This is a genomic window from Flavobacterium longum, assembly GCF_965137575.1.
Taxonomy (GTDB): domain Bacteria; phylum Bacteroidota; class Bacteroidia; order Flavobacteriales; family Flavobacteriaceae; genus Flavobacterium; species Flavobacterium longum.
Genome location: NZ_CBCRZJ010000007.1, coordinates 80681 through 104139, shown reverse-complemented (window position 1 = coordinate 104139; position 23459 = coordinate 80681). Strand labels below are relative to the sequence as shown.

Here is a 23459-nt window from a genome sequence, read left to right as displayed (position 1 = left end):
TGTGCATGTCCGAAGAAAAGCCGCAGCGGAAAATCATCCACGTAGACATGGACGCCTTCTACGCGTCGGTGGAACAACTCGACAACCCTGAGTTGCGCGGGAAACCCGTGGCCGTCGGTGGATCTGAAACGCGCGGCGTGGTGTCGGCGGCCAGCTACGAAGCACGTAAATTCGGTGTCCGGAGCGCTCTGAGCGGCGTACTGGCCAAGAAATATTGCCCTGATTTGATTTTCGTTCGTCCGCGTTTTGACCGATACAAGGAAGTTTCGAATAAAATCAGGCAGATATTTCACGAGTTTACGGATCTGGTCGAACCACTGTCTTTAGACGAAGCCTATCTTGACGTTACCCAGAACAAGAAAGGAAATCCGAGCGCGTCATTGATTGCAAAAGAAATTCGGGAACGCATCCTGGCCGAAACAGGGCTGACGGCTTCGGCGGGAATTTCGGTCAATAAGTTCGTCGCCAAGATTGCTTCTGATGTCAACAAGCCCAACGGGCAGAAAACCATTGGACCGGACGAGGTGGAAAGCTTCCTGGAGCAATTGCCCATCAAGAAATTCTACGGTGTCGGAAAAGTTACCACCGAACGCATGTACCAACTCGGCATTTTCACCGGTGCAGACCTGAAAGCGCAATCGCTCGAATTCCTCGAGAAGCATTTTGGAAAATCCGGAACATATTATTATTACGCGGTGCGCGGCATCCACAACAGTGAAGTCAAGCCGGAACGGACTACCAAATCGGTCGCTGCGGAACATACGTTCAATGAGAATCTGTCATCGGAAATCTACATGCAGGAACAGTTGCAGGCCATCGCCGAACAATTGGCCAAACGCTTGAAACGTTACGAACTGGCCGGAAAAACGGTTACGCTGAAGATAAAATATTCTGATTTTACGCTGCAGACGCGAAGCAAGACGTTGCCGTATTTTATTTCGGACAAAGGGTTGATCCTGGAAACCGCTACTGAATTGCTTTATCAAGAACGAATGAAAGACTCCGTACGTTTACTGGGCATATCGCTCAGCAACCTCAATAACGAAGAGCGAAAGACCGTGGTCGTGCAATTGAGGTTTGAATTTTAGCAAAAAAAACCGGCACTCGGCCGGTTCTCTTATTAGTTTCTTCTGCTCATCAGAATCCGGAGAATGTACCAGAATAACAGCATGACGGATGCAAAAAGCTTCAACGCCGCGCCCACGTATTGTCCGGTATGGTAATCATTGCGGAGTTGGTGCGTCTGATATAGGATGCTTGTTACCGCTAGAATAACCATGGCAGTGGAAAACCACAGGCCTAGGTTCCAGCCGAAAATCGCGCCCATGACAATGACGCCCAGCGCCACAAATCCGCCAATCACCAATACGGTACGCAGGAACGAAAAGTCTGCCTTTGTGATGAAAACCACAGCTGTCAATCCGACGAACATGAACATCGTAATGCCGGCAGCTTGCAGGATCATGTCGCCGCCGCCACTGTAAATCCACGCGATGGTGATCATCGGCAGAAAAATAATGGCTTCGAGCAGGACATACAACCCAAGCCCTAAATATTGTTGTTCACGCGAAGGATGAAACGTCAATCGATCGGCTAGGATCGACCCGAGCCAGAATAGCCCGATCAGGAATAACCATAGAAATTTACCGCTGATCATCCAAAGGATGGCCTCAGTGGGCACAACGTTCATTAGGATCGTTTCCACCACGATAAACGCCAGGATAGCAAGCGCTACATGAAGGTATGTTTTCTTGTAGAACGACGCTTTTTCGAGGTCGGACGCGTAGGCAATCAAAGTGCTTTGTTCTTCCATGAGATTGAATTTTTATGTGGCCTAAAGTAATTGTTTTTTGCCAAATGGCAACTATTCAATTTCCGAAACGCGCAACGTGTTCACCATGCCTTTGTCTGCCACCGGCATGGCGGCCAGGTTGATCAGGAATTCGCCTTTGGACACAAACCCACTGTCGCGCGCCATTTGGTTGATGTCGGTCACGGTGTCGTCCGTGCTGACGAACTTGTCGTAGTAAAACGATTTTACGCCCCAGAGCAAGTTCAATTGCGTCAGGATGCGTCGGTTCGACGTAAACACCAGGATGTGCGCAGAAGGACGCCAGGCAGAAATCTGGAACGCTGTGTAACCGCTGTTGGTGAGCGTGCAAATCGCTTTGGCCCGGATGACGTTGGCCATCATGGCGGCGTGGTGGCAAATGGCCTTGGTGATGAAACGCTTGGTCCGGATTTGCGGCGTATTCTGCGGCACCTGTATCAGCGGTGAATCTTCAACAGCTTCAATGATTTCAGTCATTTTGCGGATGACTTGCACCGGGTAGTTGCCTACGGAAGTTTCGCCCGAGAGCATTACCGCATCGGCGCCGTCCATGACCGAATTGGCCACGTCATTCACTTCGGCACGTGTGGGCGTAAGGCTGGTAATCATCGTTTCCATCATTTGTGTTGCGATAATCACCGGAATACGCGCGGTCTTGGCGCGGTTCACCAGTTTCTTCTGGATGAGCGGTACTTCGTGCGCGGGAATTTCGACACCCAAATCGCCGCGGGCGACCATCAGGCCGTCACAAAATGCAACAATCTTGTCGATGTTTTCAATGGCTTCTGGTTTCTCAATCTTTGCAACAATTGGGATTTTGTGTTCCGAATGTTTTGCAATCAAGTCCTGCAATTCTTCCAGGTCTTTCGGCGTGCGCACGAAAGATAACGCAATCCAGTCCACTTGTTGTTCGATCGCGAAAAGCGCGTCTTTGATGTCTTTTTGCGTCAAGGCCGGCAGCGATACTTTCGTATTCGGCAGGTTGACGCCTTTTTTGGATTTCAACGGGCCGCCTTGGACCACGCGGCACAGCACTTCATCTTTCCCGTTGGTTTCCACGGCTTCGAAGATGAGTTTGCCGTCGTCCAGCAAGATGCGCTCGCCCGGGTTAACGTCTTTCGGGAATTCCTTGTAGTTCATGTACACGCGCTCGGCGGTTCCGGGCACGTCTTCGGCGGTTTGGAAAGTAATCAGGTCGCCGTTGTGGACTACGATGTCTTCTTTCATCACGCCCACGCGGAGTTTCGGGCCTTGCAAATCGGCCAGGATTCCGGTGGTATAGTTAAATTCTTCATTGAGGCTTCGGATGATGTCGATGCGTTGTTTGACGTCGTCATAATCAGCGTGCGAAAAGTTAACCCTGAACACGTTCACGCCAGCGTCAATCATGTCCTTGAGCACTTCACGCGTGCTGCAGGCCGGGCCGAGTGTAGCAACAATTTTAGTTTTTTTGGTCGTAGGCATGTATTCTAGAAAATTAGGTTGTTCTTGGATTTTAATTGGCCGACGTCTATCGTGTAAACGGTCGAGACGCGGTCAATGGTATGTAGTTTCCCGATAATTTCTTCGGAATTTTCAGCAGCATTTTCGATTTTCAGGAAGTAGTCGACCTTTTTGAATTCTGGTAAAAGATACAGTCTTGCCGTCACTTCCGCCACAGACAATGTTCCCGATCCATCGCTGAACAAATCGCCGGAAGACGCTTTTTTGCGTGGCACTTTGATCTCGGTTTTGTTCTGGATAAGATTCCACGCGACTTCCTGTTCGGGTTGCTCGAAGGTAAATCTTGAAAACCAGGTGTCGCCTTCCTTGTGGCGTGCCGGGATTTCGTCTGGATTCTTGCTGAGCAATACCGGCAACTTTTGATTGATGAAATACGCCAGCCGGTAATCCTCTAAAGACGTGTGGATTGCGATAAGCTCGTAATTGATTTCGTCGAATTCGTCGATGCTTAACCGGTGGATGGCCATTTTCTCGGAAATAAGCCGTAAATATAGCATTTATAGGGCAGAAAATCTGGCGGAGAAGGCTTGTTAACGTTTATTTATTAACGAAAACGATATAGCTTTTGAAAGTATTCTATTATTTTCTGTTAATTTTTTCCTGAAATGCAAAATACGCCCGTTGTGACGCTTTCTCCTCCGCTTTTTTCTTGGACGTGGCGCGCGCCTTCGCAATTACTTTTCCGTTGATGCTGAGCTTCACGCCATAGAGCCGTTGGCCGTCGAGCGCATTGTCCTCGAACACGTCGTAGTGGAAATGTTTCTTTTCCTTCTGGCACCATTCAATCAACAAACTCTTGTAGCTGATGACTTTGCCTTCCAGTTTCGCGATGTCGACATAAGGGATGATGACGCGCGTATGGATGAATTTCTCGCAAAACAGGTAGCCGCGATCCAGGTAAATTGCCCCGATGAGCGCTTCAAATACGTTTCCGTGGATGTTCTCGCCGAAATGGGCCAGGGGAATTTTACTTTCTATGAACTTGGCCAAATTCAGGTCGCGGCCGAGTTCGTTGAGGTGTTCGCGGCTGACGATTTTCGAGCGCATCTTCGTGAGGTAGCCTTCGTCGCCGCCCGGCGCTTTGCTGAACAAGTGGGCCGCAATCACCGACCCGAGCATGGCATCGCCCAAGAATTCAAGGCGTTCATAATTGATGGGATTGCCTTTTTCATCCAACTTGTTGGACGATCGGTGCGTAAATGCTTTTTTGTAATAATCGGTATTGATTGGGTCAAAGCCCAGAATTTTCTTGAGGTCGCTAAAAAAAATCCCGTCTTCATGGGAACGGGATTTTGAAAATAATATTTTATTGATGAACCCCATTATGCCTCTAATTTCTTAAACAGCACACAGGCATTGTGTCCGCCGAAACCAAAGGTGTTGCTCATGGCCACTTTGATGTCTCGCTTTTGCGGCTTGTTGAGTGTCAGGTTCAGCGAAGGGTCAATATTCTCATCGACCACTTCATGGTTAATCGTCGGCGGAATGATGCCGTGGTGAATGGCCAGGATGGATGCAATGGCTTCAATGGCACCGGCCGCTCCGAGCAAGTGCCCGGTCATCGATTTGGTCGAGTTGATGTTGATGTTTTTGGCATGGTCGCCGAACACCGCGCTGATGGCTTTGAGTTCGGCCACGTCACCCAGCGGAGTGGACGTGCCGTGCGTGTTGATGTGCTCTACATCTTCTGGCTTCATGCCAGCATCGCGCAAGCAGTTGTTCATAACAGCGATGACACCGATGCCGTCGGGATGCGGTGCAGTCAAGTGATATGCATCCGAAGACAGGCCGCCGCCGCCGATTTCGCAGTAAATTTTCGCGCCGCGTTTTTTGGCGTGTTCGTATTCTTCGAGCACCAACGCGCCGGCACCTTCGCCAAGTACAAATCCGTCACGGGTGGCGTCAAACGGGCGTGAAGCCGTCTGCGGACTTTCGTTTCGGGTTGACAAGGCGTGCATGGAATTGAATCCGCCCATGCCGGCAATGGTAATGGCTGCTTCCGATCCGCCGGAAATGATGACATCGCACATACCCAAACGGATGTAATTGAAAGCATCAATAAGCGCATTCGCCGACGACGCACAGGCAGAAACAGTAGTATAATTCGGACCCATATAGCCGTTGCGCATCGAGATGTGCGCCGGGGCGATATCGGCAATCATTTTCGGGATGAAGAAAGGGTTGAATTTAGGTGTTCCGTCGCCTTTGGCATACGAAATCACTTCCTCTTGGAACGTTTCCAGACCGCCAATCCCGGCGCCCCAGATTACCCCGACTTTGTATTTGTCTACATTGTCTGGCGTCAATCCGGCGTCCTTGATGGCTTCGTCGCTCGAGGCGATGGCGTAATGCGAGAATTTATCCAGCCTGCGGGATTCCTTTCGGTCCATGTAGTCTTCAATATTGAAGCCTTTGACTTCGCAGGCAAATTTGGTTTTGTGCTTTTCGGTATCGTAATACGTAATTGGCGCTGCGCCGCTTCGTCCATTGATCAATCCATCCCAGTATTCCTGGATATTGTTCCCGATGGGCGTCAGGGCACCTAAACCCGTCACTACAACTCGCCTTAATTCCATACTTTTAATTTTAGTTGTCTTTTTAAGAAGCAAAACCCATGTTAGCTTTATGGTTACAAAGAAAACATGGGCATTGCATCAATATCTTGTGGTTGGATCAATCTGGATTCCAATAAAAAACAAAACACCCATAAACAGGAAGTTTACGGGTGTAAGTGTATTATTTTTTAGCTTCTTCGATGTAAGAAATCGCTTGGCCAACAGTTGCAATGTTCTCAGCTTGATCGTCTGGGATTTGGATGTCGAATTCTTTCTCGAACTCCATGATCAGCTCAACAGTGTCTAATGAATCGGCACCAAGATCGTTGGTGAAGCTTGCCTCGTTTACCACTTCGTTTTCGTCAACGCCCAATTTGTCTACAATAATCGCCTTAACGCGTGATGCAATGTCTGACATAATTTCTATTTTTTAATTTTAAATTGATGGCAAAAATAAAAAACTTTATTTTAAAACCACGAGTTAGTAAATAAATGTGCACTAAGGTAAAAAAATAATTTCAGAAAAGCGCATTAAATTTAGTGCTCGGGCAGATTATGCCATACTTTTGCAGACCAGATGAAACGCCTAGTCATATTTGCTTCCGGCGCGGGTTCTAACGCCGAAAACATCATTCGTCATTTTGCCGAAAACACTTCGGTTGAAGTGGCCGCCGTGCTATCCAACAAAGCGGATGCAGGCGTTCTGGATAAGGCCGAACGCTACGGCGTGGCGCGTATCGTTTTCACTAAAACAGAATTGAACGATGGGAGTGTACTATCGGCCGTTAACCGCATTAAACCCGATCTAATCGTGCTGGCCGGTTTCCTGCTCCAGTTCCCGGAAACCATCATCGCCCAGTATCCGAACCAAATCATCAACATCCATCCGGCGTTGCTTCCCAAATATGGAGGGAAAGGCATGTATGGCATGCATGTGCACCGCGCGGTTCGCGACAACAACGAGTCCGAAACGGGCATTACCATCCATTACGTAGATGCGCATTACGACGAAGGCGACATCATTTTCCAACAATCGGTAGCGCTTAACGGCACCGAGACTTGTGAGGAAATATCAGCAAAAGTGCAACAACTCGAGCACGATCATTTTCCAAGGGTAATCGAACATCTTCTCGTCGAACCATCGAATCGAACCATCGCCTAATCAATGATCCACGACGTGCACATCTATACCGACGGCGCAGCCAAGGGAAATCCCGGACCAGGCGGATACGGCGTCGTCATGGAAAAGGTCGGGAGCGATTATCGGAAAGAATTTTATGAAGGTTTCCGGCTGACCACCAACAACCGCATGGAGCTTCTGGCCGTGATCGTCGGGTTGGAGAAACTCATCAAACCTGGCACGCGGGTACTCGTCACTTCAGATTCCAAATATGTGGTCGATGCCGTACAGAAAGGTTGGGTTTTTGGATGGGAAAAGAAAGGTTTTGCCGGCAAAAAGAACCCAGATTTGTGGCAGCGTTTCCTTAAAATCTACCGCCAGCACCAAGTTGAATTCAAATGGATCAAAGGCCACAACAACCACCCGCAGAATGAACGCTGTGATGCATTGGCCGTGATGGCGTCAAACCTGCCGCAGCTTTCCATCGATGCGGTTTATGAATCCAGCGAAGACAAGCTCCTTTAATACAATATTTTCACCGTTTCCCGTTTCTGTAATAACAATCAAAATCTTACGATGCAGAAACTGATTCTTTTATTGGCCATGCTTGTTGTCATTGCCGGTACCGGACAGGAAAAACCTAAACTGAAAACCTTTACCCAAAAAGATTTCAACGCGCACCAAATCGGCGTCAATACATATGATTTATGGGATCATCTGACTTTCGGGAGTCGAGATACGATACCCTTTTTCGTGGACACTAAAGATTATAAAGGGATCATCAATTACGGGTTGGAATTTTCGGCGGAAGACAAAAGGACCGTTACTTACATTGAAGATTATTCGATTTATTTCCATGAACTTACCATTGAGCGATGCACTTTTAATCCGAAAGACAGCATCGCCGAAATCACGGGCAGTTTTTCCGGCGGCTGGAATATCGTTGAAATGGATGGCGCCAGCGAAAAAACCGAAATTTTTATCGGGGAAATAAAAGATTCGTTATTCAAGGTGACTTTCAGGCCGGGTAGTTTCATCACGACTTATAAAAACCACGTCAGGAAAGATGCCATTGTACTCGACTCATTGCCGGCCTTTTACTTTAAGAAATTGATTTACAGGCAAGGTTTCGGCGGAAACAGGAAAAACTTTTCCATCAGATGCAAGGTCAATGAAAAATCAGTCTTTGCGTTAGCCCGGTTTAGCTGTTATGCCGAAATATATGATTTGGGCAAACTGTTTTTCGGTCCGGCAGTATCGGGTAAATCACGGCCAAAACGAGCCAAGGATGCACCGCGTTTTGTCAGGATTATTGAAAAGAATGTGCAAGTCAACAATCCGAAACCCGAAAAGCCCGCGCCCGAATATTACCAATTTACTGAGAAGGCCGAAGGTTACATTTTGATGCGGCAATATGCAAAAGCGAAAGAAACGTACGCCGCATTGGCGCAAAAATACCCGACGTTGTTTGCGCGCGACATCCACAACGCCATTCGGGTTTTCATTTTATCCCGAGACATGAAGTCCGCTTTTACCTGGAGTGAAAAACTTGCAACGAAAGGTGTGGGACTGTCTTATTTCAAAGCGAAGCTATTTGACGGCATGCGCAAAAATCCGCAATGGAAAACGTTTTGCGTAAAATATGATTCCCTTTCCAAATTGGCCATCAGCAAACAAGATGAACATTTAAAAGTGGAAGTTGACGCATTGGTTCGCGAAGACCAAAACGATTACGGACTTGAAAACCGCAAAGAACCGCAAATCCTTTACGAAACCACGGCGCGCGTGACCGGCAAATTGGCCGAATTGCTCAAACGGGAAGGCTTTCCGACAGAAGAAAGAATCGGCGTTTTCATGAAGAATGACACGACTTTGGTCACATCGCCCGATTACAATGTCATCATCAGGCATGCCGTACAACAAAAGCCGGAGGGTTTAAAAGAATTGATCGGATTGCTTGAAAAAAAATACGAGGCGCAGGAATATGACATGAAACGGAGCCCGAACCACAGGAATTTTCCAAGCGCGTGTTTCCACATCTACAAAGGCAACTTGTATCTCGATAAGTCCTGCGGCAACAATGAACAAATGGTTTTAAGGATGACCTTCATGTTCAACAATCCGAATGGATTTATTATGGACAATGGCAATTTTATTGTGTCGGAATACAACAAAGAAAGCCCTGAAGAGTGGGACAAATATTACAATGAAAAGTTCAACCTGATCACAAAGCTCACCGACGAATGGGAATTTTACGAAAAATGACTTTGCTTTTCCACCCGTTTTGAGGGTTGCAACTGTCAAACAGTTGACGTATCTTTGCGCCTTTAAAAATTCCCTCTGAATGAACAAATTACTCATTGTTGGTACTGTTGCTTTCGACGCCATCGAAACGCCATTTGGCAAAACCGACAAGATATTGGGCGGCGCGGGCACATACATCGGGCTTTCCGCTTCGTTTTTCCATTTGAAACCGGCCATCGTTTCGGTCGTGGGCGATGATTTTCCACAGGAATATCTCGACATGATGGAAAAAAAGGGCATAGACATTTCGGCCATTGAAGTCGTCAAAGGCGGCAAGACGTTCTTTTGGAGCGGCAAATACCACAATGATTTGAACTCGCGCGATACATTGGTTACCGAATTGAACACACTCGCCGATTTCCAGCCGAAAGTGCCCGAGAATTTCAAGGACGCCGAAGTGGTCATGTTGGGCAACCTGCATCCGCTCGTACAGGCCAGTGTGCTCGATCAAATGACGGTCAAGCCGAAACTCGTCGTGTTGGACACGATGAATTTCTGGATGGACTGCGCACTCGAAGAATTGCACGCCGTCATGAAGCGCATCGACGTGATTACGATTAACGATGAGGAAGCGCGCCAATTGTCGGGCGAATATTCATTGGTGAAAGCTGCGGCGAAAATCCACACGATGGGGCCGAAATATGTCGTCATCAAGAAAGGCGAACATGGCGCACTGTTGTTCCATGATAAAGACGTGTTTTTCGCGCCGGCGCTTCCGCTGGAAGAAGTTTTTGACCCAACCGGTGCAGGCGATACGTTTGCGGGCGGTTTTGCGGGCTATTTGGCGCAAAGCGAAAACATCTCGTTCAAGAACACGAAGAACGCCATCATTTACGGATCGAACCTCGCTTCGTTCTGCGTCGAGAAATTCGGCACCGAACGGATGGAAAACCTCACCCGCGAGGAAGCCGTAGAAAGGCTCAAGAAATTCCGCGCGCTCACGCAGTTTGAAATCGAATTGGAATAAAAGTATGCCTCGGAAATCCGGGGCTTTTTTTATATTAAAAAGTCAAATGTCGAACGTCGAATATCAAATGACCTTAGGCAGTTAAATAAAAAGCAATTTCGACGCAAGTGCGACGAGCGATGATTAATTTTGCGACTATAATCGTTCGACATTCGACAACAACACAACAACACGACAATGAGCGACAAACTCAACCACGAATGCGGCATCGCCTTTTTAAGGCTCAAAAAACCGCTGGAATTTTACAAGGAAAAATACGGCTCCGCTTTCTATGGCATACAGAAAATGTACTTGCTCATGGAAAAGCAGCACAACCGCGGCCAGGACGGCGCCGGATTCGCGAGCATCAAATTCGATATGGAACCGGGCGAGCGTTACATCAGCCGCATCCGTTCCAATGACGCACAACCCATTCAGGACATTTTCGCGCAAATCAACGGGCGCATCAATGAGGAAATGGAGTCGCATCCTGAATATGCAGACAACGTCGCGCTCCAAAAGAAAAACCTGCCCTACATCGGCGAGCTGTTTCTCGGGCATGTTCGTTACGGAACGTTCGGGAAGAACAGCATTGAAAGCGTTCATCCGTTTTTGCGCCAGAACAACTGGATGCACCGAAACTTGATTGTAGCAGGCAATTTCAACATGACCAATGTAGCCGAACTGTTTGCCAGTTTGGTGGAGCTGGGCCAGCATCCGAAAGAAATGGCCGATACCGTGACCGTGATGGAAAAAATAGGCCATTTTCTGGATGATGCGGTGACCGATTTATACCAGGAATGCAAGCAAAATGGCCTGTCCAAGCGCGAAGCCTCGCCCGTCATTGCCGAAAAACTTGACATCGTCCGGATTTTAAAAAAAGCTTCCAAGGGCTGGGACGGCGGCTATGCCATGGCTGGATTGTTCGGTCACGGCGACGCGTTCGTGTTCCGCGATCCGGCGGGAATCCGTCCGGCCTATTATTATGAAGACGACGAAATCGTGACGGTGGCATCGGAACGCCCGGTCATTCAGACGGTGTTCAATGTAGACTACCAACGTGTCAAGGAACTGCAGCCCGGCCATGCGCTGGTCATCAAGAAAAGCGGCAACACGTCCGAAGAAGAAATCATTCCGGCCACCGACAAAAAAGCGTGTTCGTTCGAGCGGATATATTTTTCCCGTGGCAGCGATGCTGAAATCTACCAAGAGCGCAAGGAATTGGGGAAACTTGTCTTGCCGCAGGTTTTGGAAGCCATTGACAATGACACAGACAACACCGTTTTCTCCTACATCCCGAACACGGCCGAAGTGTCGTTCTTCGGTATGGTAGAAGCCGCCAATGATTTTCTGAACCATCGGAAGAATGATGACATCCTGAAGAATCGCAAGACATTAACCAAGGAATCGTTAGAGGAATTGTTGTCGGTAAAAATCCGGACGGAGAAAATTGCCATCAAGGACGCCAAACTCCGGACATTCATCACGGAAGATTCCAGCCGTGATGATTTAGTGGCGCACGTATATGACGTGACTTACGGCGTCATAAAACCTGAAGACAACCTAGTCATCATCGACGACAGCATCGTGCGCGGCACGACCTTAAAGATGTCCATCATTAAAATGCTCGACCGGTTAAAGCCCAAGCGCATCGTCATTGTATCGTCGGCACCACAAATCCGGTATCCGGACTGTTACGGGATTGACATGGCCAAGTTAGAAGGATTGGTCGCTTTTAATGCGGCGCTCGAACTGCTGCGCGAGCGCAAGATGTATCATCTGGTCGATGAAGTCTATGTCAAATGCAAAGCGCAGGAGAAATTCAAGGATGCTGATGTTGTGAATTACGTCAACGAAATCTACGCGCCGTTCACCGATCAGGAAATTTCAGATAAAATCGCACAAATGCTGAGTTCCGCAGATATCAACGCTGAAGTGAAAATCATCTTCCAAACCGTCGAGAACCTGCACAAAGCCTGTCCTAAAAATCTAGGCGATTGGTATTTCACCGGAAACTACCCGACACCGGGCGGTAACCGCGTGGTAAACAGGGCATTTATGAACTTTTACGAGGGCAAAAATGCCCGTGCGTACTAAGAAAATCGGTCAAAAGCGCATTTAATCGGATTTTGGTGCATTTCGCCGAATAATTTTGTTAACAAATACCTGTCCATATACATTTGAATCACCATAGCATTAGTAGGTTAAGTTTATGGTAGATTTGGGGCAAAAAGGGTGAAGTTTACTTCACCTTTTTTATTTGATACACAGCGCAAAACATATAAAAAATCCGGGCAGATTTCCTGCCCGGATTTTTCATTTTAAAACTGCTAAAAAGAGCGGTTTTCGACCTAATTTTAACACAAATAGGTTTGTTAACGTTTTTTCAGGTAGTTCATCTAAAAAATTTTGTGGCAGCGAAGCCTCGCTATACATTTGAACCACCATAGCATTAGTAGGTTAAGTTTATGGTAGATTTGGGGCAAAAAGGGTGGAAGAAATTCCACCTTTTTTATTTTGTCGAAAGACCACTTCGTTGAAAGAAGAAAGACCACTTCGTTGAAAGAGGAAAGACCGCTGCGCTGAAAGAAGAAAGACCACTTCGTTGAAAGAAGACAGACCGCTGCGCTGAAAGAGTACAGAAACTAAAAAAGCGAATCAATTATGTTGATTCGCTTTTTTAGTTCGGATTACGCCAAGTCTTTCTTCTTTCAGCGCAGCGGTCTTTTACGCTTTTTATTTCTCCGTCGCGTACCTTCTGGTCACTTCCTCCCAATTGATCACGTTAAAAAACGCAGTAATATAATCCGGACGGCGGTTCTGGTAGTTCAAATAATACGCGTGTTCCCAAACATCCAAGCCCAAGATCGGCGTTCCTTCACAGCCAATACCAGGCATTAACGGGTTGTCTTGGTTGGGCGTAGCACAGATTTCCAATTTTCCACCTTGGTGTACACACAGCCAAGCCCAGCCAGAGCCAAATTGTGTCGTAGCTGCTTTCGCGAACTTCGCCTTGAACTCCTCAAACGAACCAAAATCGCGCTCAATGGCCGCCATCAAATCGCCTTTCGGTTCGCCGCCGCCGTTTGGCGACATCACTTTCCAAAACAAATTGTGGTTGTAAAAGCCGCCGCCGTTGTTGCGTACCGCGGCGTTTGACTTGTCCAGGTTGATCAATAAATTTTCGATGGTCTTGCCCTCAAGATCGGTTCCGGCAATGGCCGCGTTGAGGTTGGTCGTGTAGGCATTATGGTGTTTGGTATGGTGTATTTCCATGGTGCGCGCATCAATATGCGGTTCCAGCGCATCATAGGCGTAAGGTAATTTCGGTAATTCAAAAGCCATGATAGTTCGTTTATTGGTTTATAAATATTTTATTCAAATTTAAACATTTAACTTTGGAATGATTTCCTTGTTGGGAAATTTTTTAAGAAGCTTGTTCCGGCTGTTTGCTCATAGCTTTTTCACAAACACCGCATTTTCCAACCTTCGTTTTCGGCTTCCGTTGGTCGCCGTTCCAAAGGTGCAAAATGGCGCGGTTTTGTTCAAAAGGCTATCCGCGTCCATCCGGGCTAGGGCTTCCGAGTTAACTTTCACAAACCAATGATCCAAGACGAACGACCGGGCCGACGCCCCGCATTTTCCATTTACGACGCATCGGCCGGATCGGGGAAAACGTACGCCTTGGTGAAGGAATACCTCAAGATTATCCTGACTTCGGCGCAGGAAGATACTTACCGGAACATTCTCGCCATAACATTCACCAACAAGGCCGTCCACGAAATGAAAAGCCGTATCGTGGGCAGTTTGTCGGAATTCGCAAAAGAGCAACCGTCCGAAAAGGCCCAGAACCTCATGCGCGACATCGCTGCAGAAGCCAAACTGCCGCTACAGGAAATCCAGTCCAAATCGCGCAGCATCATCCGGCACATCATCCACAATTATGCGGCGTTTGACATTTCCACCATCGATAAATTCACGCACCGTGTCATCCGGACATTCGCCCATGATTTAAACCTGCCCACAACGTTCGACGTGTCGCTCGACACCGAAAACCTCGTGGCCGAAGCCGTCGATGCGCTCATCGCCCAGGCCGGAGAAAACCCGACGCTTACCGATTTGCTCGTGGATTTCACCATGGAAAAAACAGACGACGACAAAAGCTGGGACATCTCTCGCGAGATTGCAGAAACCGGAAAGCTCATCCTCAACGACAACAACCGCAACGAACTCCAACATTTTAAAGGCCGAGAAATCCCGGAGTTTATGAAGATTAAGGCGCAACTTTCAGGCGAAGTCGAGAAATTGGAACTCGCCAGCGCCAGCCTCGCCGTCGAAATTTGGGAATCCATCGAGCGAAACGGCATCAATCCGGCGTCTTTTTCCCGCGGCACTTTTCCCAACCACATCCGCAGCGTCATCGCCCGTGAGATCAACGATAAACGCTATTCGGCGCCTGATGAGATCGCGATCAACAAAACCGCTGCAGACCGCAGCTTGATCGAAAACCTTATTCCGTCGTGGCTCGACATTTTGGGCCAGATCTACCGCAACTACGAAAAGCTGGGTTTTTACCGGGCATTCCTCAAGAATATTACGCCGCTGTCTTTGCTTAATACGGTCAACGCCGAGCTCACGCGCATCCAGCAGGAACAACAGATTTTGTCTATCGCCGAATTCAACAAACTCATTTACGAGCACATCCAGAACCAGCCCGCGCCTTTCATTTACGAGCGCATGGGCGAAAAATACCGGCATTTCTTTATCGACGAGTTTCAAGATACTTCCGAATTGCAATGGCAAAACTTGATTCCGCTCATCGATAATGCGCTGTCGTCAGAAGATTTGGACGGCCGGCGCGGTTCGCTCATGATCGTCGGCGACCCGAAACAATCCATTTACCGTTGGCGCGGCGGCAAGGCCGAACAGTTCATCGCGCTTTCCAAGACGCACAATCCGTTCAATAATCCTGAAAAGGAATTGTTCACCCTTGGGCGCAACCACCGCAGCTATTCACAGGTCGTAGATTTCAACAATGATTTTTTCAGGTTCCTGTCGGGCGAGTTCGAGCACGAAGACTATCGTGATTTGTATGAAAATCGTTCCCGCCAACAAGTCAACGACAAAACCGGCGGTTACGTAGAACTGCAGTTTATCCCGAAAGACGTGGACGAAGAAGAACCAATCGACAAGGAAGATTTGTATGTCAACGCTGTTTTCGAAACGATTTCGCGTTGCCGTGACCAAGGGTTTTCGTACGGCGAGATTGCTGTTTTAACGCGAAAACGCGACCATGGCGTTGCTGTTGCGAATTTCCTAACGGCCCACGGTATTCCCATAATTTCATCAGAGACTTTAATCATCGCGAATGCCACCGAAGTAAGGTTCATCGTGAACCTGCTGCGCTATCTCAGGAACGGCAACGATATAGAATCAAAGGCGCTTTTCCTGCAGTACATCGGCAGGCATTTGCAAGACACCATGCCGCTGCACGATTTCCTTGCGGCGGGCGTCGCCAAAGTGAATGAAAAGGAATTCGAGGATTGGCTGTCTGCATTCGGTGAAACAAATGCGCCGCTTTCATTCCAAGACATTCGCAAGAAATCATTGTATGAAGCCGTAGAATTTGTCGTGTCGCGATTCGTGGTTTCGCCCGGGAATGCATATGTGCAATATTTCCTGGACATTGTTCTGGAGCGCGACATGAAAGCGCAAGGCGGCATTTCTGAATTTTTGGAGTATTGGGATCGGAACGCAGAAAAATTCAGTATTCCGTCGCCCGAACACGCAGACGCAGTACGGATTATGACGATTCATAAATCAAAAGGCCTTGAGTTTCCGGTGGTGATTTTCCCATTCGCCGAAGAGAATTTCGCCCTGAAACCCAAAGACAAACTGTGGCTGGATTCAGACGAATCGGTTTTGGGATTGCCCAAGGTGTTGGTTGACAATACGTCGGCCGTTGAAGCTTTTGGCTCCGAGGCATCGGCCGTGTTCAAACAGAAAAAACAGGAAGAATTGCTGGACAACATCAACGTGTTGTATGTAGCCCTGACGCGTGCCGAAGAACAATTATTCGTGATTTCGGCGATGAATCTGACTGGCAAAGAACGTATGCCGGCCAAAAATAACCTGTCTTCGTTTTTCATCCGCTATCTGATGGAGAAAAACCTGTTCAACGAAACGGAATTGCGATATGTTTTCGGAAAATCCACGAGACTTTCCGTGAAAACAACTGCGGAAAAAAGCACATTACCGCTTCCGGTGCTGACAGCGTTTTTACCACCAAACGCAATCCGCATCGCGCAACGCGAATCGTTGATGTGGGGCACAAAACAGCAGGAAGCAATCGAATACGGAAATGTTGTCCATGAAATCTTGTCGTCCATCGCGACCGCCGCAGATGTTGCCGCTGCCGTAACACGCGCCGTGGAATCCGGACTGATTACCGCCGCACAACGACAGGACATAGACGAAACCATCGGCCGGATCATTAGCCATGAATCGCTTAGGGAATTTTACGCCGGGCAATACAAAGTCCTTTCCGAGAAAACCATCATCCGCAAAGATCAATCGCCCGTAAAACCTGACCGGATTGTGCTTGTCGCAGAACGGGAAGTGTACTTGCTTGATTACAAAACCGGCGCGCACCATCCAAAATACATTGCACAGTTGGAAAGTTACCAGCATGCGCTGGAATCTATGGGTTACCGCGTCAGCAAAAAGGTGTTGGTGTATATTGGGGCGACAGTAAATGTTGTAGATTTGTGACCTTCAAAATTCGATAAAAACAACACCATGTACGGAAAAATAAAAGACCATCTCGCCCAAGAACTCGCGGGAATCGAAGAAAACGGATTGTTCAAGAAAGAACGCATCATCACCTCTCCGCAAGGTGCCGAAATCACGATTTCCACCGGTGAAAAAGTGCTGAATTTCTGCGCGAACAATTATCTCGGATTGTCGTCTCACCCAGAAGTGGTTCAAGCAGCCAAAGATGCGATGGATACGCACGGATTCGGAATGTCGTCGGTTCGCTTTATTTGCGGCACGCAGGATATCCACAAATCATTGGAAAAAAAGATCGCTGATTTTTACGGAACCGAAGACACGATTCTTTACGCTGCGGCGTTCGATGCCAATGGCGGCGTTTTCGAACCGTTGTTCAACGAAGAAGATGCGATTATCTCAGATTCGCTGAATCACGCGTCCATCATTGATGGCGTGCGGTTGTGTAAGGCGATGCGTTACCGATACGAGAACAACAACATGGCGGATTTGGAAACGCAACTCATCAAAGCCGATGAAGCGGGCGCGCGTTTTAAAATCATTGTGACCGACGGTGTCTTCTCGATGGATGGTCTGGTGGCACCATTGGATAAAATCTGTGACCTGGCCGATAAATACGACGCGATGGTCATGGTAGATGAATGCCACGCCGCCGGATTCATCGGCGCAAAAGGCAAGGGAACGCTGGAAGCAAAGGGTGTCATGGGCCGCGTAGACATCATCACGGGAACATTAGGAAAAGCCTTGGGTGGCGCAATGGGCGGCTACACTACGGGCAAGAAGGAAATTATAGAAATGCTACGCCAGCGCTCGCGGCCGTACTTGTTTTCGAATTCACTGGCGCCGGCCATCGTCGGTGCTTCCATTAAGGTTTTTGAGTTGCTTGAGAAAGACACGACTTTGCGGGACAAACTCGAATGGAATACCAACTATTTCAAGGCAGGAATGAAGAAGGCCGGATTTGATATTATCGATGGCGACTCTGCCATTGTGCCGGTCATGCTTTACGATGCCAAACTGGCCCAGAAAATGTCGGAAGAATTGCTTAGAGAAGGCATCTATGTCATCGGGTTTTTCTTTCCGGTCGTGCCGAAAGGAAAAGCGCGTATCCGCGTACAGTTATCGGCTGGACATACGCAACAACACCTCGACAAATGCATTGATGCGTTTACCAAAGTGGGGCTGTCTTTAGGCGTTGTAAAAATGAAGGAAAATTTTTAAAGTTATGTTATTTTTAACGAAATCGCTTTGCCGTTAGATTTTAACACATTACTTTTGTTTCCAATAACTTTGTAACTAAATAATAAAATCAAGTATGAAACATCTGAACAAAATTGCTGTTGCGGCATTGATGTTATTGGGCTTGAGCACACAGGCTCAGGACGACAACAACAAATGGGCAATATCATTCGGGGTAAATGCAGTGGATACCAGAGTAAGCGCTGCATCTAGGTTGGAAGACCAGCTCTCGCAGTACTTTAACGCGAGAAAGAACTGGAACATCCTTCCGTCTATTTCTTATGTAAACGTATCTAGGTACGTAGGCTCAGGTTTCACATTCGGCGTGTCCGGATCTGTAAACCGTATCACTAGGTTCGTAAACGAACGTCCATATCTTGACGCTGGCGACTACACAGTAAGCAATCCTGGCGACTTGAGCTATTACGCAGTGGACGGACAATTGAAATATAGCTTGATGAACCTTATCGGTTCTAAGTGGTTTGACCCATCGGCGCACATTGGCGGTGGTTACACTTGGTTTGACGACGTGAAAAGCGGCGGGACCGTGAATGGTGGTTTGGGTATCACTTTCTGGTTCGTTGAAAATGTAGGTTTGTCATTCCAGTCAACGTACAAGCATTCGTTTGAAGACGACAGAAACGTTTTCCCATCACATATGCAACATTTTGCCGGTCTTACGTTCAAGTTTGGTGGTAAAGACACAGACGGCGACGGCATTTACGACAAAGACGATGCTTGTCCTGAAGTCGCTGGTCCGAAAGAATTTAACGGCTGTCCTGATACAGACGGCGACAAAATCATCGACAAAGATGATGCTTGTCCTGAAGAAGCAGGTTTGGCTGAATTTAATGGCTGTCCGGACCGCGATGCCGACGGTATTGCAGATAAAGACGATGCTTGTCCAGACGAAGCTGGCTTGAAATCACTCAACGGATGTCCTGACACAGATGGTGACGGCGTTACCGACAAGTCAGACAAATGTCCTACAGTGAAAGGTCCAGCTGAAAACGGAGGTTGCCCATGGCCAGATACAGACGGCGACGGTGTTCTTGACAAAGACGACAAATGCCCTGAAGTTAAAGGAACTGTAGCCAACAACGGCTGTCCTGAAATGTCAGAAGAGCAAGTGAAGAAATTGAACGACTACGCTAAAACGATCTTGTTCAACAGTGGTAAAGCGACATTCAAGAAAGAAACTTTCCCTGTATTGCAAGCCATCGCGGCCATCTTGAAAGAGTTCCCTCACTCTCGCTTCATGATTGAAGGTCACACGGACAGTGACGGTAAAGACGCTATGAACCAGACATTGTCTGAAAACAGAGCGGCAGCCGTTAAAAACTACATGATCGAGAATGGTATCGACGCTAGCCGTTTGAACTCCGCTGGTTACGGCGAGTCTAGGCCAATCGACACCAACAAAACTGCTAAAGGCAAAGCCAACAACAGAAGGGTTGAAGTGAAACTCATCAAGGAGTAATCTTCCCGAAATATAAAGAAGAACGCCTCGGTTATCCGGGGCGTTTTTTTATTTTTATGCCATGGCAGACACTTTCCTGAAAGAACTCGCAGCAAGACTATTCGCAGACTACGGTTCCGGCATCGCAGACTTGATCGTCGTCTTGCCTAGCAGGCGCGCTAAGGTCTTTTTCGTTGAAGCCATCAAGCATGAGATCGAAGGCAATGTTTTTGCGCCCGATATCATCAGCATCGAGGATTTTGTTCAAGAGATTGCAGGTATAAGCGCTATAGACAACATTGCATTGTTGTTTGAATTTTATCAGGTTTATGAGTGCGTTACAGACCAATCCAACAGACAATCCTTTGAAGTATTCGCAAACTGGGCGAAAACCCTGTTACAGGATTTCAATGAAATCGATCGTTACCTGATTTCCCCGCCGGAGAAAGTCCTGAAGTACCTGGAAGACATCAAGGAGTTGGAGCATTGGTCCGTCGGCGATGAAAAAACGGAACTCATTGCCAGTTATCTGGAGTTCTGGAAGTTGTTGCCGACGTACTATCATGCGTTGTATCAACATCTACTGGAGAAGCGGCTCGGCTATCAAGGGATGATTTACCGCGAGGCCGTTAAAGGATTACACCGCTACCTCGGTAAAGAAAATCGAATTCACGTTTTCGCAGGTTTTAACGCGCTGAATGCCGCCGAAGAAAACATTTTCCAGCAGTTGCTAAGCTTTGCGAAAGCAACAATATATTGGGATGCCGATAGTTGCTTCCTCGACGATCCGCACCATGCCGCAGGATTGTTTCTCAGACGATACAAAAAGAACTGGGCGTATTACAAAAAGCATCCGTTTGACTGGACGTCTGGGCATTTCACCAAGGGAAAGTCGATCGAAATCATTGGCACGCCCAAGTCCATCGGGCAAGCTAAAATAGCAGGAAGCATCGTCGCTAATATTCTCAAACGAACGACAGATCTAAGCCGCACGGCCATTGTGCTTTCGGAAGAAAGCCTTTTGTTGCCGTTGCTGCATGCGCTTCCCGCCGATACGCCAGCGCTCAATATTACCATGGGTTATTCCGGCAAAAACAATCCGGCGCAAATCCTGATTGCGAAACTCTTCAAACTCCACCTGAATTCGCTGAAACGCAATGCCAACAGTTACGTCATGTACTACAAAGATGTGCTCGACGTGCTCACGCATCCGCTCGTGGAACCGATGCTTCGTGCGGGGAATCTTGTGCAAACCATCAACAGGAACAATTACACCTTTATCGTCAGCCAGCGCCTGTTTGAATTGTATGGTTTGGAAGACGGCTATTTCGATTTACTGTTCAAACGTTGGGACATGGACGCCGGCGGCGTATTGGAGCGGCTTTCTGCAATTTTATTGCACATTAAGCATCAATTGGGCAACGACAACCAGCAAGACAAAATCGCCAAGGCGTTCCTCTATGCGGTCTTTAAGACCATCAACCAATTGCGCAGTTATTTTGCCCAACAGACCGTGCAAAATCTAGACGTGTTGCATACGATTTATAAACAGATCATCGATTTCGCCGACGTATCGTTCGAAGGCGAACCGCTGGAAGGATTGCAAATCATGGGCGTGCTGGAAAGCCGCGTGCTGGACTTCGAGAATGTCATCGTCTTGTCGGTCAACGAGGGAAAATTTCCTGCGGGAAAGACGCAAAACTCGTTCATCCCGTATGATGTGAAGCGCGAACTGGGCTTGCCGACATTCAAGGAAAAAGATGCCATTTATACCTATCACTTCTATCATTTGCTGCAACGCTCTCAAAATGTCTATTTGTTGTATAACACGGAAAGCGAAGGGCTCGACGGTGGTGAGAAAAGCCGGTTCATTACGCAGTTGGAAATAGAACAACAACCCTCGCACGCATTATCGCACCGAATCTATCAGGCCGAAGTGCCGAGTCAAGCCTACCAGCCGGCGGTCGTCGAAAAGTCCGAAACCGTTGTCAATCGGTTAAAGGAATTGGCCCAGACCGGATTTTCGCCTTCGTCGCTGACGGCGTACATCCGTGACCCGATGACATTTTATTTCCAGCGGATATTGCGTATTTCCCAAACCGATGAGGTCGAAGAAAACATTGCGGTGAACACGCTCGGCACCATCATCCACGGCGCGTTGGAAGCGCTTTATTTGCCTTTTGTGGGTCGGTTCCTCACCAAGCAGGATTTGCGCGATGCCATGGAGAAACTTGATCAAGAAGTCTTGTTGCAGTTCAAGAAAATTTACCGTGAAGGCGAAATCAAAAAAGGGAAAAACCTTCTGGCGTTTGAAGTAGCAAAGCGTCACGTCCAGAATTTTATCAAGATGGAAATCGCCGAATTTGACCAAGATCCAGAGCTTGCCGTCAAAATCATCGCGCTCGAAAAACGTTTTGAGCGGCAATTGTCGCACGAAATCCTGCCTTATCCGGTACTGATCGGCGGTTCGGTTGACCGGATCGAAGAGCGCAACGGAAGAATCCGCATCGTCGATTACAAAACGGGCAAGGTTGAGAAAAGGAACATCAAGCTCAACACTTGGAACGGTTTGACCGACGACATCAAAAACGACAAAATCATCCAAGTGCTGGCCTATGCATTCATGTTTGCACCGCATGCCGCCGGGCGCGACATCGAAGTCGGCATCATTTCGTTCAAGAACATGCGCGCGGGTTTCCTGCCATTTGGTTTTGTGGAAGAAAAATCGGAAACCGCCATCGTAACCGATCAAATTTCATCAGCTTACATAAACGAACTGGCGCTATTGCTGCGTGAAATATTGGATGCCGATATTCCGTTTATCGAAAAAACCTAACAACGTTTCAGGAAGTTGTGCAGTACGGTTTGGAGATCGCGCCGGTTTTCAATTGGGCTCATGTGGCCATCCGGAAACACTTCCAACGAGACGTTCGGGTGTTTTTTCAATTCTTGCGTCTCCTCGAAATTCAAAACCGGATCTTTTTTTCCTAAAACCAACAATACCGGGAATTTCCCTTCATGCAGCAGCAGTTCGCGGTCTTTCCTGATTTTCATTCCTTCCAGGGATGCGACGATTCCTTGCAACGGCGTTTTCAAGGCTTCGAATTTTACGGCTTCGATCTCCTTGGCGAAACGCTCCCGGTTGTCTTCGCTGAAGAGATTCGCGACAGACATCCGCACAAAACTGGCGTAATTCTGTTTGACAGCAACAATGGCGCGGTCCCGATTGAGTTTTCTCTCTGCGCTGTCAGGCTTGGCCGTAGAATTCACCAGCGCAACGCCTTTCACGATATTCGGGAACAAATCGGCAAAGGCCAGCGCCACATAGCCGCCCATGGAATGACCAACAAAAATGGCTTTTCGGATGCGCAGTTCATTCAGCACAGACAAAACCATGTCGGCGTTGTCTTCCATCGTCTGGACGTAATTCAGCGGCTGGGTCTTTCCGTGCCCAAGCAAATCGATGGTGATGACGCGGTATTTTTGGGACAATTCGGGAATGAAAGCGTCCCACATTGTAGCATTTTCGAGAAAGCCGTGCAAAAGGACGACTGCGGTGCCTTTCCCGGAGTCGGTATAGTTGACGGAGATGTTTTTGAAATGAAGCGTTTCCATGTTACAAAGATAATTTTCGCAATACAGACAAGCGAAACATTTAATACAGATTTCTGAAAAAACAACCGCGAATCCTAGAATCAAAAAATTCGAGAATT

18 protein-coding genes are annotated in these 23459 nt (G+C 47.8%); 10 read left to right on the top strand and 8 right to left on the bottom strand.

Annotated elements, in window-relative coordinates; translation table 11 throughout:
* Positions 1-5: 5 nt before the first annotated feature.
* A complete protein-coding gene (dinB, locus tag ACM9J1_RS12405) occupies positions 6-1088 on the top strand; it encodes a DNA polymerase IV (RefSeq protein ID WP_415582371.1) in 1083 nt (360 codons plus the stop codon).
* A 32-nt stretch (positions 1089-1120) separates the two neighbouring features.
* Here the strand turns inward: dinB and ACM9J1_RS12400 are convergent, their stop codons facing one another.
* The 6 genes from ACM9J1_RS12400 to ACM9J1_RS12375 all read right to left on the bottom strand — a co-directional run bounded on the left by ACM9J1_RS12400 (position 1121) and on the right by ACM9J1_RS12375 (position 6307).
* A complete protein-coding gene (locus ACM9J1_RS12400) occupies positions 1121-1813 on the bottom strand; it encodes a Bax inhibitor-1/YccA family protein (RefSeq protein WP_415582370.1) in 693 nt (230 codons plus the stop codon).
* 51 nt (positions 1814-1864) lie between these two features.
* On the bottom strand, positions 1865-3295 hold the full coding sequence (gene pyk / locus ACM9J1_RS12395; protein ID WP_415582369.1) for a pyruvate kinase: 1431 nt from the start codon (positions 3293-3295) through the stop codon (positions 1865-1867).
* Positions 3296-3300: 5 nt separating this feature from the next.
* Positions 3301-3831, bottom strand: a complete 531-nt coding sequence (locus ACM9J1_RS12390; protein WP_415582368.1) for an IPExxxVDY family protein — start codon at positions 3829-3831, stop codon at positions 3301-3303.
* A gap of 82 nt (positions 3832-3913) precedes the next feature.
* A complete protein-coding gene (rnc, locus tag ACM9J1_RS12385; protein WP_415582367.1) occupies positions 3914-4657 on the bottom strand; it encodes a ribonuclease III in 744 nt (247 codons plus the stop codon).
* Positions 4657-5910, bottom strand: a complete 1254-nt coding sequence (fabF, locus tag ACM9J1_RS12380; RefSeq protein ID WP_415582366.1) for a beta-ketoacyl-ACP synthase II — start codon at positions 5908-5910, stop codon at positions 4657-4659. Before fabF ends, rnc begins: the two co-directional genes overlap by 1 nt.
* Positions 5911-6070: 160 nt before the next feature.
* Entirely contained in the window at positions 6071-6307 is a 237-nt protein-coding gene (locus tag ACM9J1_RS12375; protein WP_093141106.1) for an acyl carrier protein, read from the bottom strand.
* Between the two features lie 159 nt (positions 6308-6466).
* Between ACM9J1_RS12375 and purN the strand changes: the two genes are divergently transcribed.
* The 5 genes from purN (at position 6467) to ACM9J1_RS12350 (ending at position 12356) form a co-directional block, all read left to right on the top strand.
* The gene (gene purN, locus ACM9J1_RS12370; RefSeq protein ID WP_415582365.1) at positions 6467-7051 is read left to right on the top strand and encodes a phosphoribosylglycinamide formyltransferase; all 585 of its coding nucleotides are present in this window, start codon (positions 6467-6469) and stop codon (positions 7049-7051) included.
* Positions 7052-7054: 3 nt separating this feature from the next.
* On the top strand, positions 7055-7534 hold the full coding sequence (gene rnhA / locus ACM9J1_RS12365) for a ribonuclease HI (protein ID WP_415582364.1): 480 nt from the start codon (positions 7055-7057) through the stop codon (positions 7532-7534).
* Between the two features lie 51 nt (positions 7535-7585).
* Positions 7586-9274 (top strand): hypothetical protein, encoded by a 1689-nt coding sequence (locus ACM9J1_RS12360; RefSeq protein ID WP_415582363.1) that lies wholly within the window; start codon positions 7586-7588, stop codon positions 9272-9274.
* Between the two features lie 79 nt (positions 9275-9353).
* Entirely contained in the window at positions 9354-10280 is a 927-nt protein-coding gene (locus ACM9J1_RS12355; protein ID WP_415582362.1) for a PfkB family carbohydrate kinase, read from the top strand.
* 177 nt (positions 10281-10457) lie between these two features.
* Complete coding sequence (locus ACM9J1_RS12350; protein WP_415582361.1) at positions 10458-12356, top strand: amidophosphoribosyltransferase; 1899 nt, start codon at positions 10458-10460, stop codon at positions 12354-12356.
* Positions 12357-12995: 639 nt separating this feature from the next.
* Here the strand turns inward: ACM9J1_RS12350 and ACM9J1_RS12345 are convergent.
* Positions 12996-13604, bottom strand: coding sequence for a superoxide dismutase (locus ACM9J1_RS12345; protein WP_415582360.1), 609 nt, complete (start codon positions 13602-13604; stop codon positions 12996-12998).
* 258 nt (positions 13605-13862) lie between these two features.
* On the opposite strand from ACM9J1_RS12345, the gene ACM9J1_RS12340 reads away from it, so the two are divergent.
* The 4 genes from ACM9J1_RS12340 (at position 13863) to ACM9J1_RS12325 (ending at position 22582) form a co-directional block, all read left to right on the top strand.
* Positions 13863-17030 (top strand): UvrD-helicase domain-containing protein, encoded by a 3168-nt coding sequence (locus ACM9J1_RS12340; protein WP_415582359.1) that lies wholly within the window; start codon positions 13863-13865, stop codon positions 17028-17030.
* A gap of 27 nt (positions 17031-17057) precedes the next feature.
* Positions 17058-18269: a glycine C-acetyltransferase gene (kbl, locus tag ACM9J1_RS12335; protein WP_415582358.1), complete on the top strand. Its 1212-nt coding sequence runs from the start codon at positions 17058-17060 to the stop codon at positions 18267-18269.
* Positions 18270-18363: 94 nt separating this feature from the next.
* Positions 18364-19767 carry an OmpA family protein gene (locus tag ACM9J1_RS12330; protein WP_415582357.1) on the top strand — a complete coding sequence of 468 codons (1404 nt, stop codon included), beginning with the start codon at positions 18364-18366 and terminating at the stop codon, positions 19765-19767.
* 61 nt (positions 19768-19828) lie between these two features.
* Positions 19829-22582, top strand: coding sequence for a PD-(D/E)XK nuclease family protein (locus ACM9J1_RS12325; protein ID WP_415582356.1), 2754 nt, complete (start codon positions 19829-19831; stop codon positions 22580-22582).
* On the opposite strand, the gene ACM9J1_RS12320 is transcribed toward ACM9J1_RS12325, so the two are convergent.
* A complete protein-coding gene (locus ACM9J1_RS12320) occupies positions 22579-23361 on the bottom strand; it encodes an alpha/beta fold hydrolase (protein ID WP_415582355.1) in 783 nt (260 codons plus the stop codon). The genes ACM9J1_RS12325 and ACM9J1_RS12320 overlap by 4 nt on opposite strands.
* Positions 23362-23459: the final 98 nt, after the last annotated feature.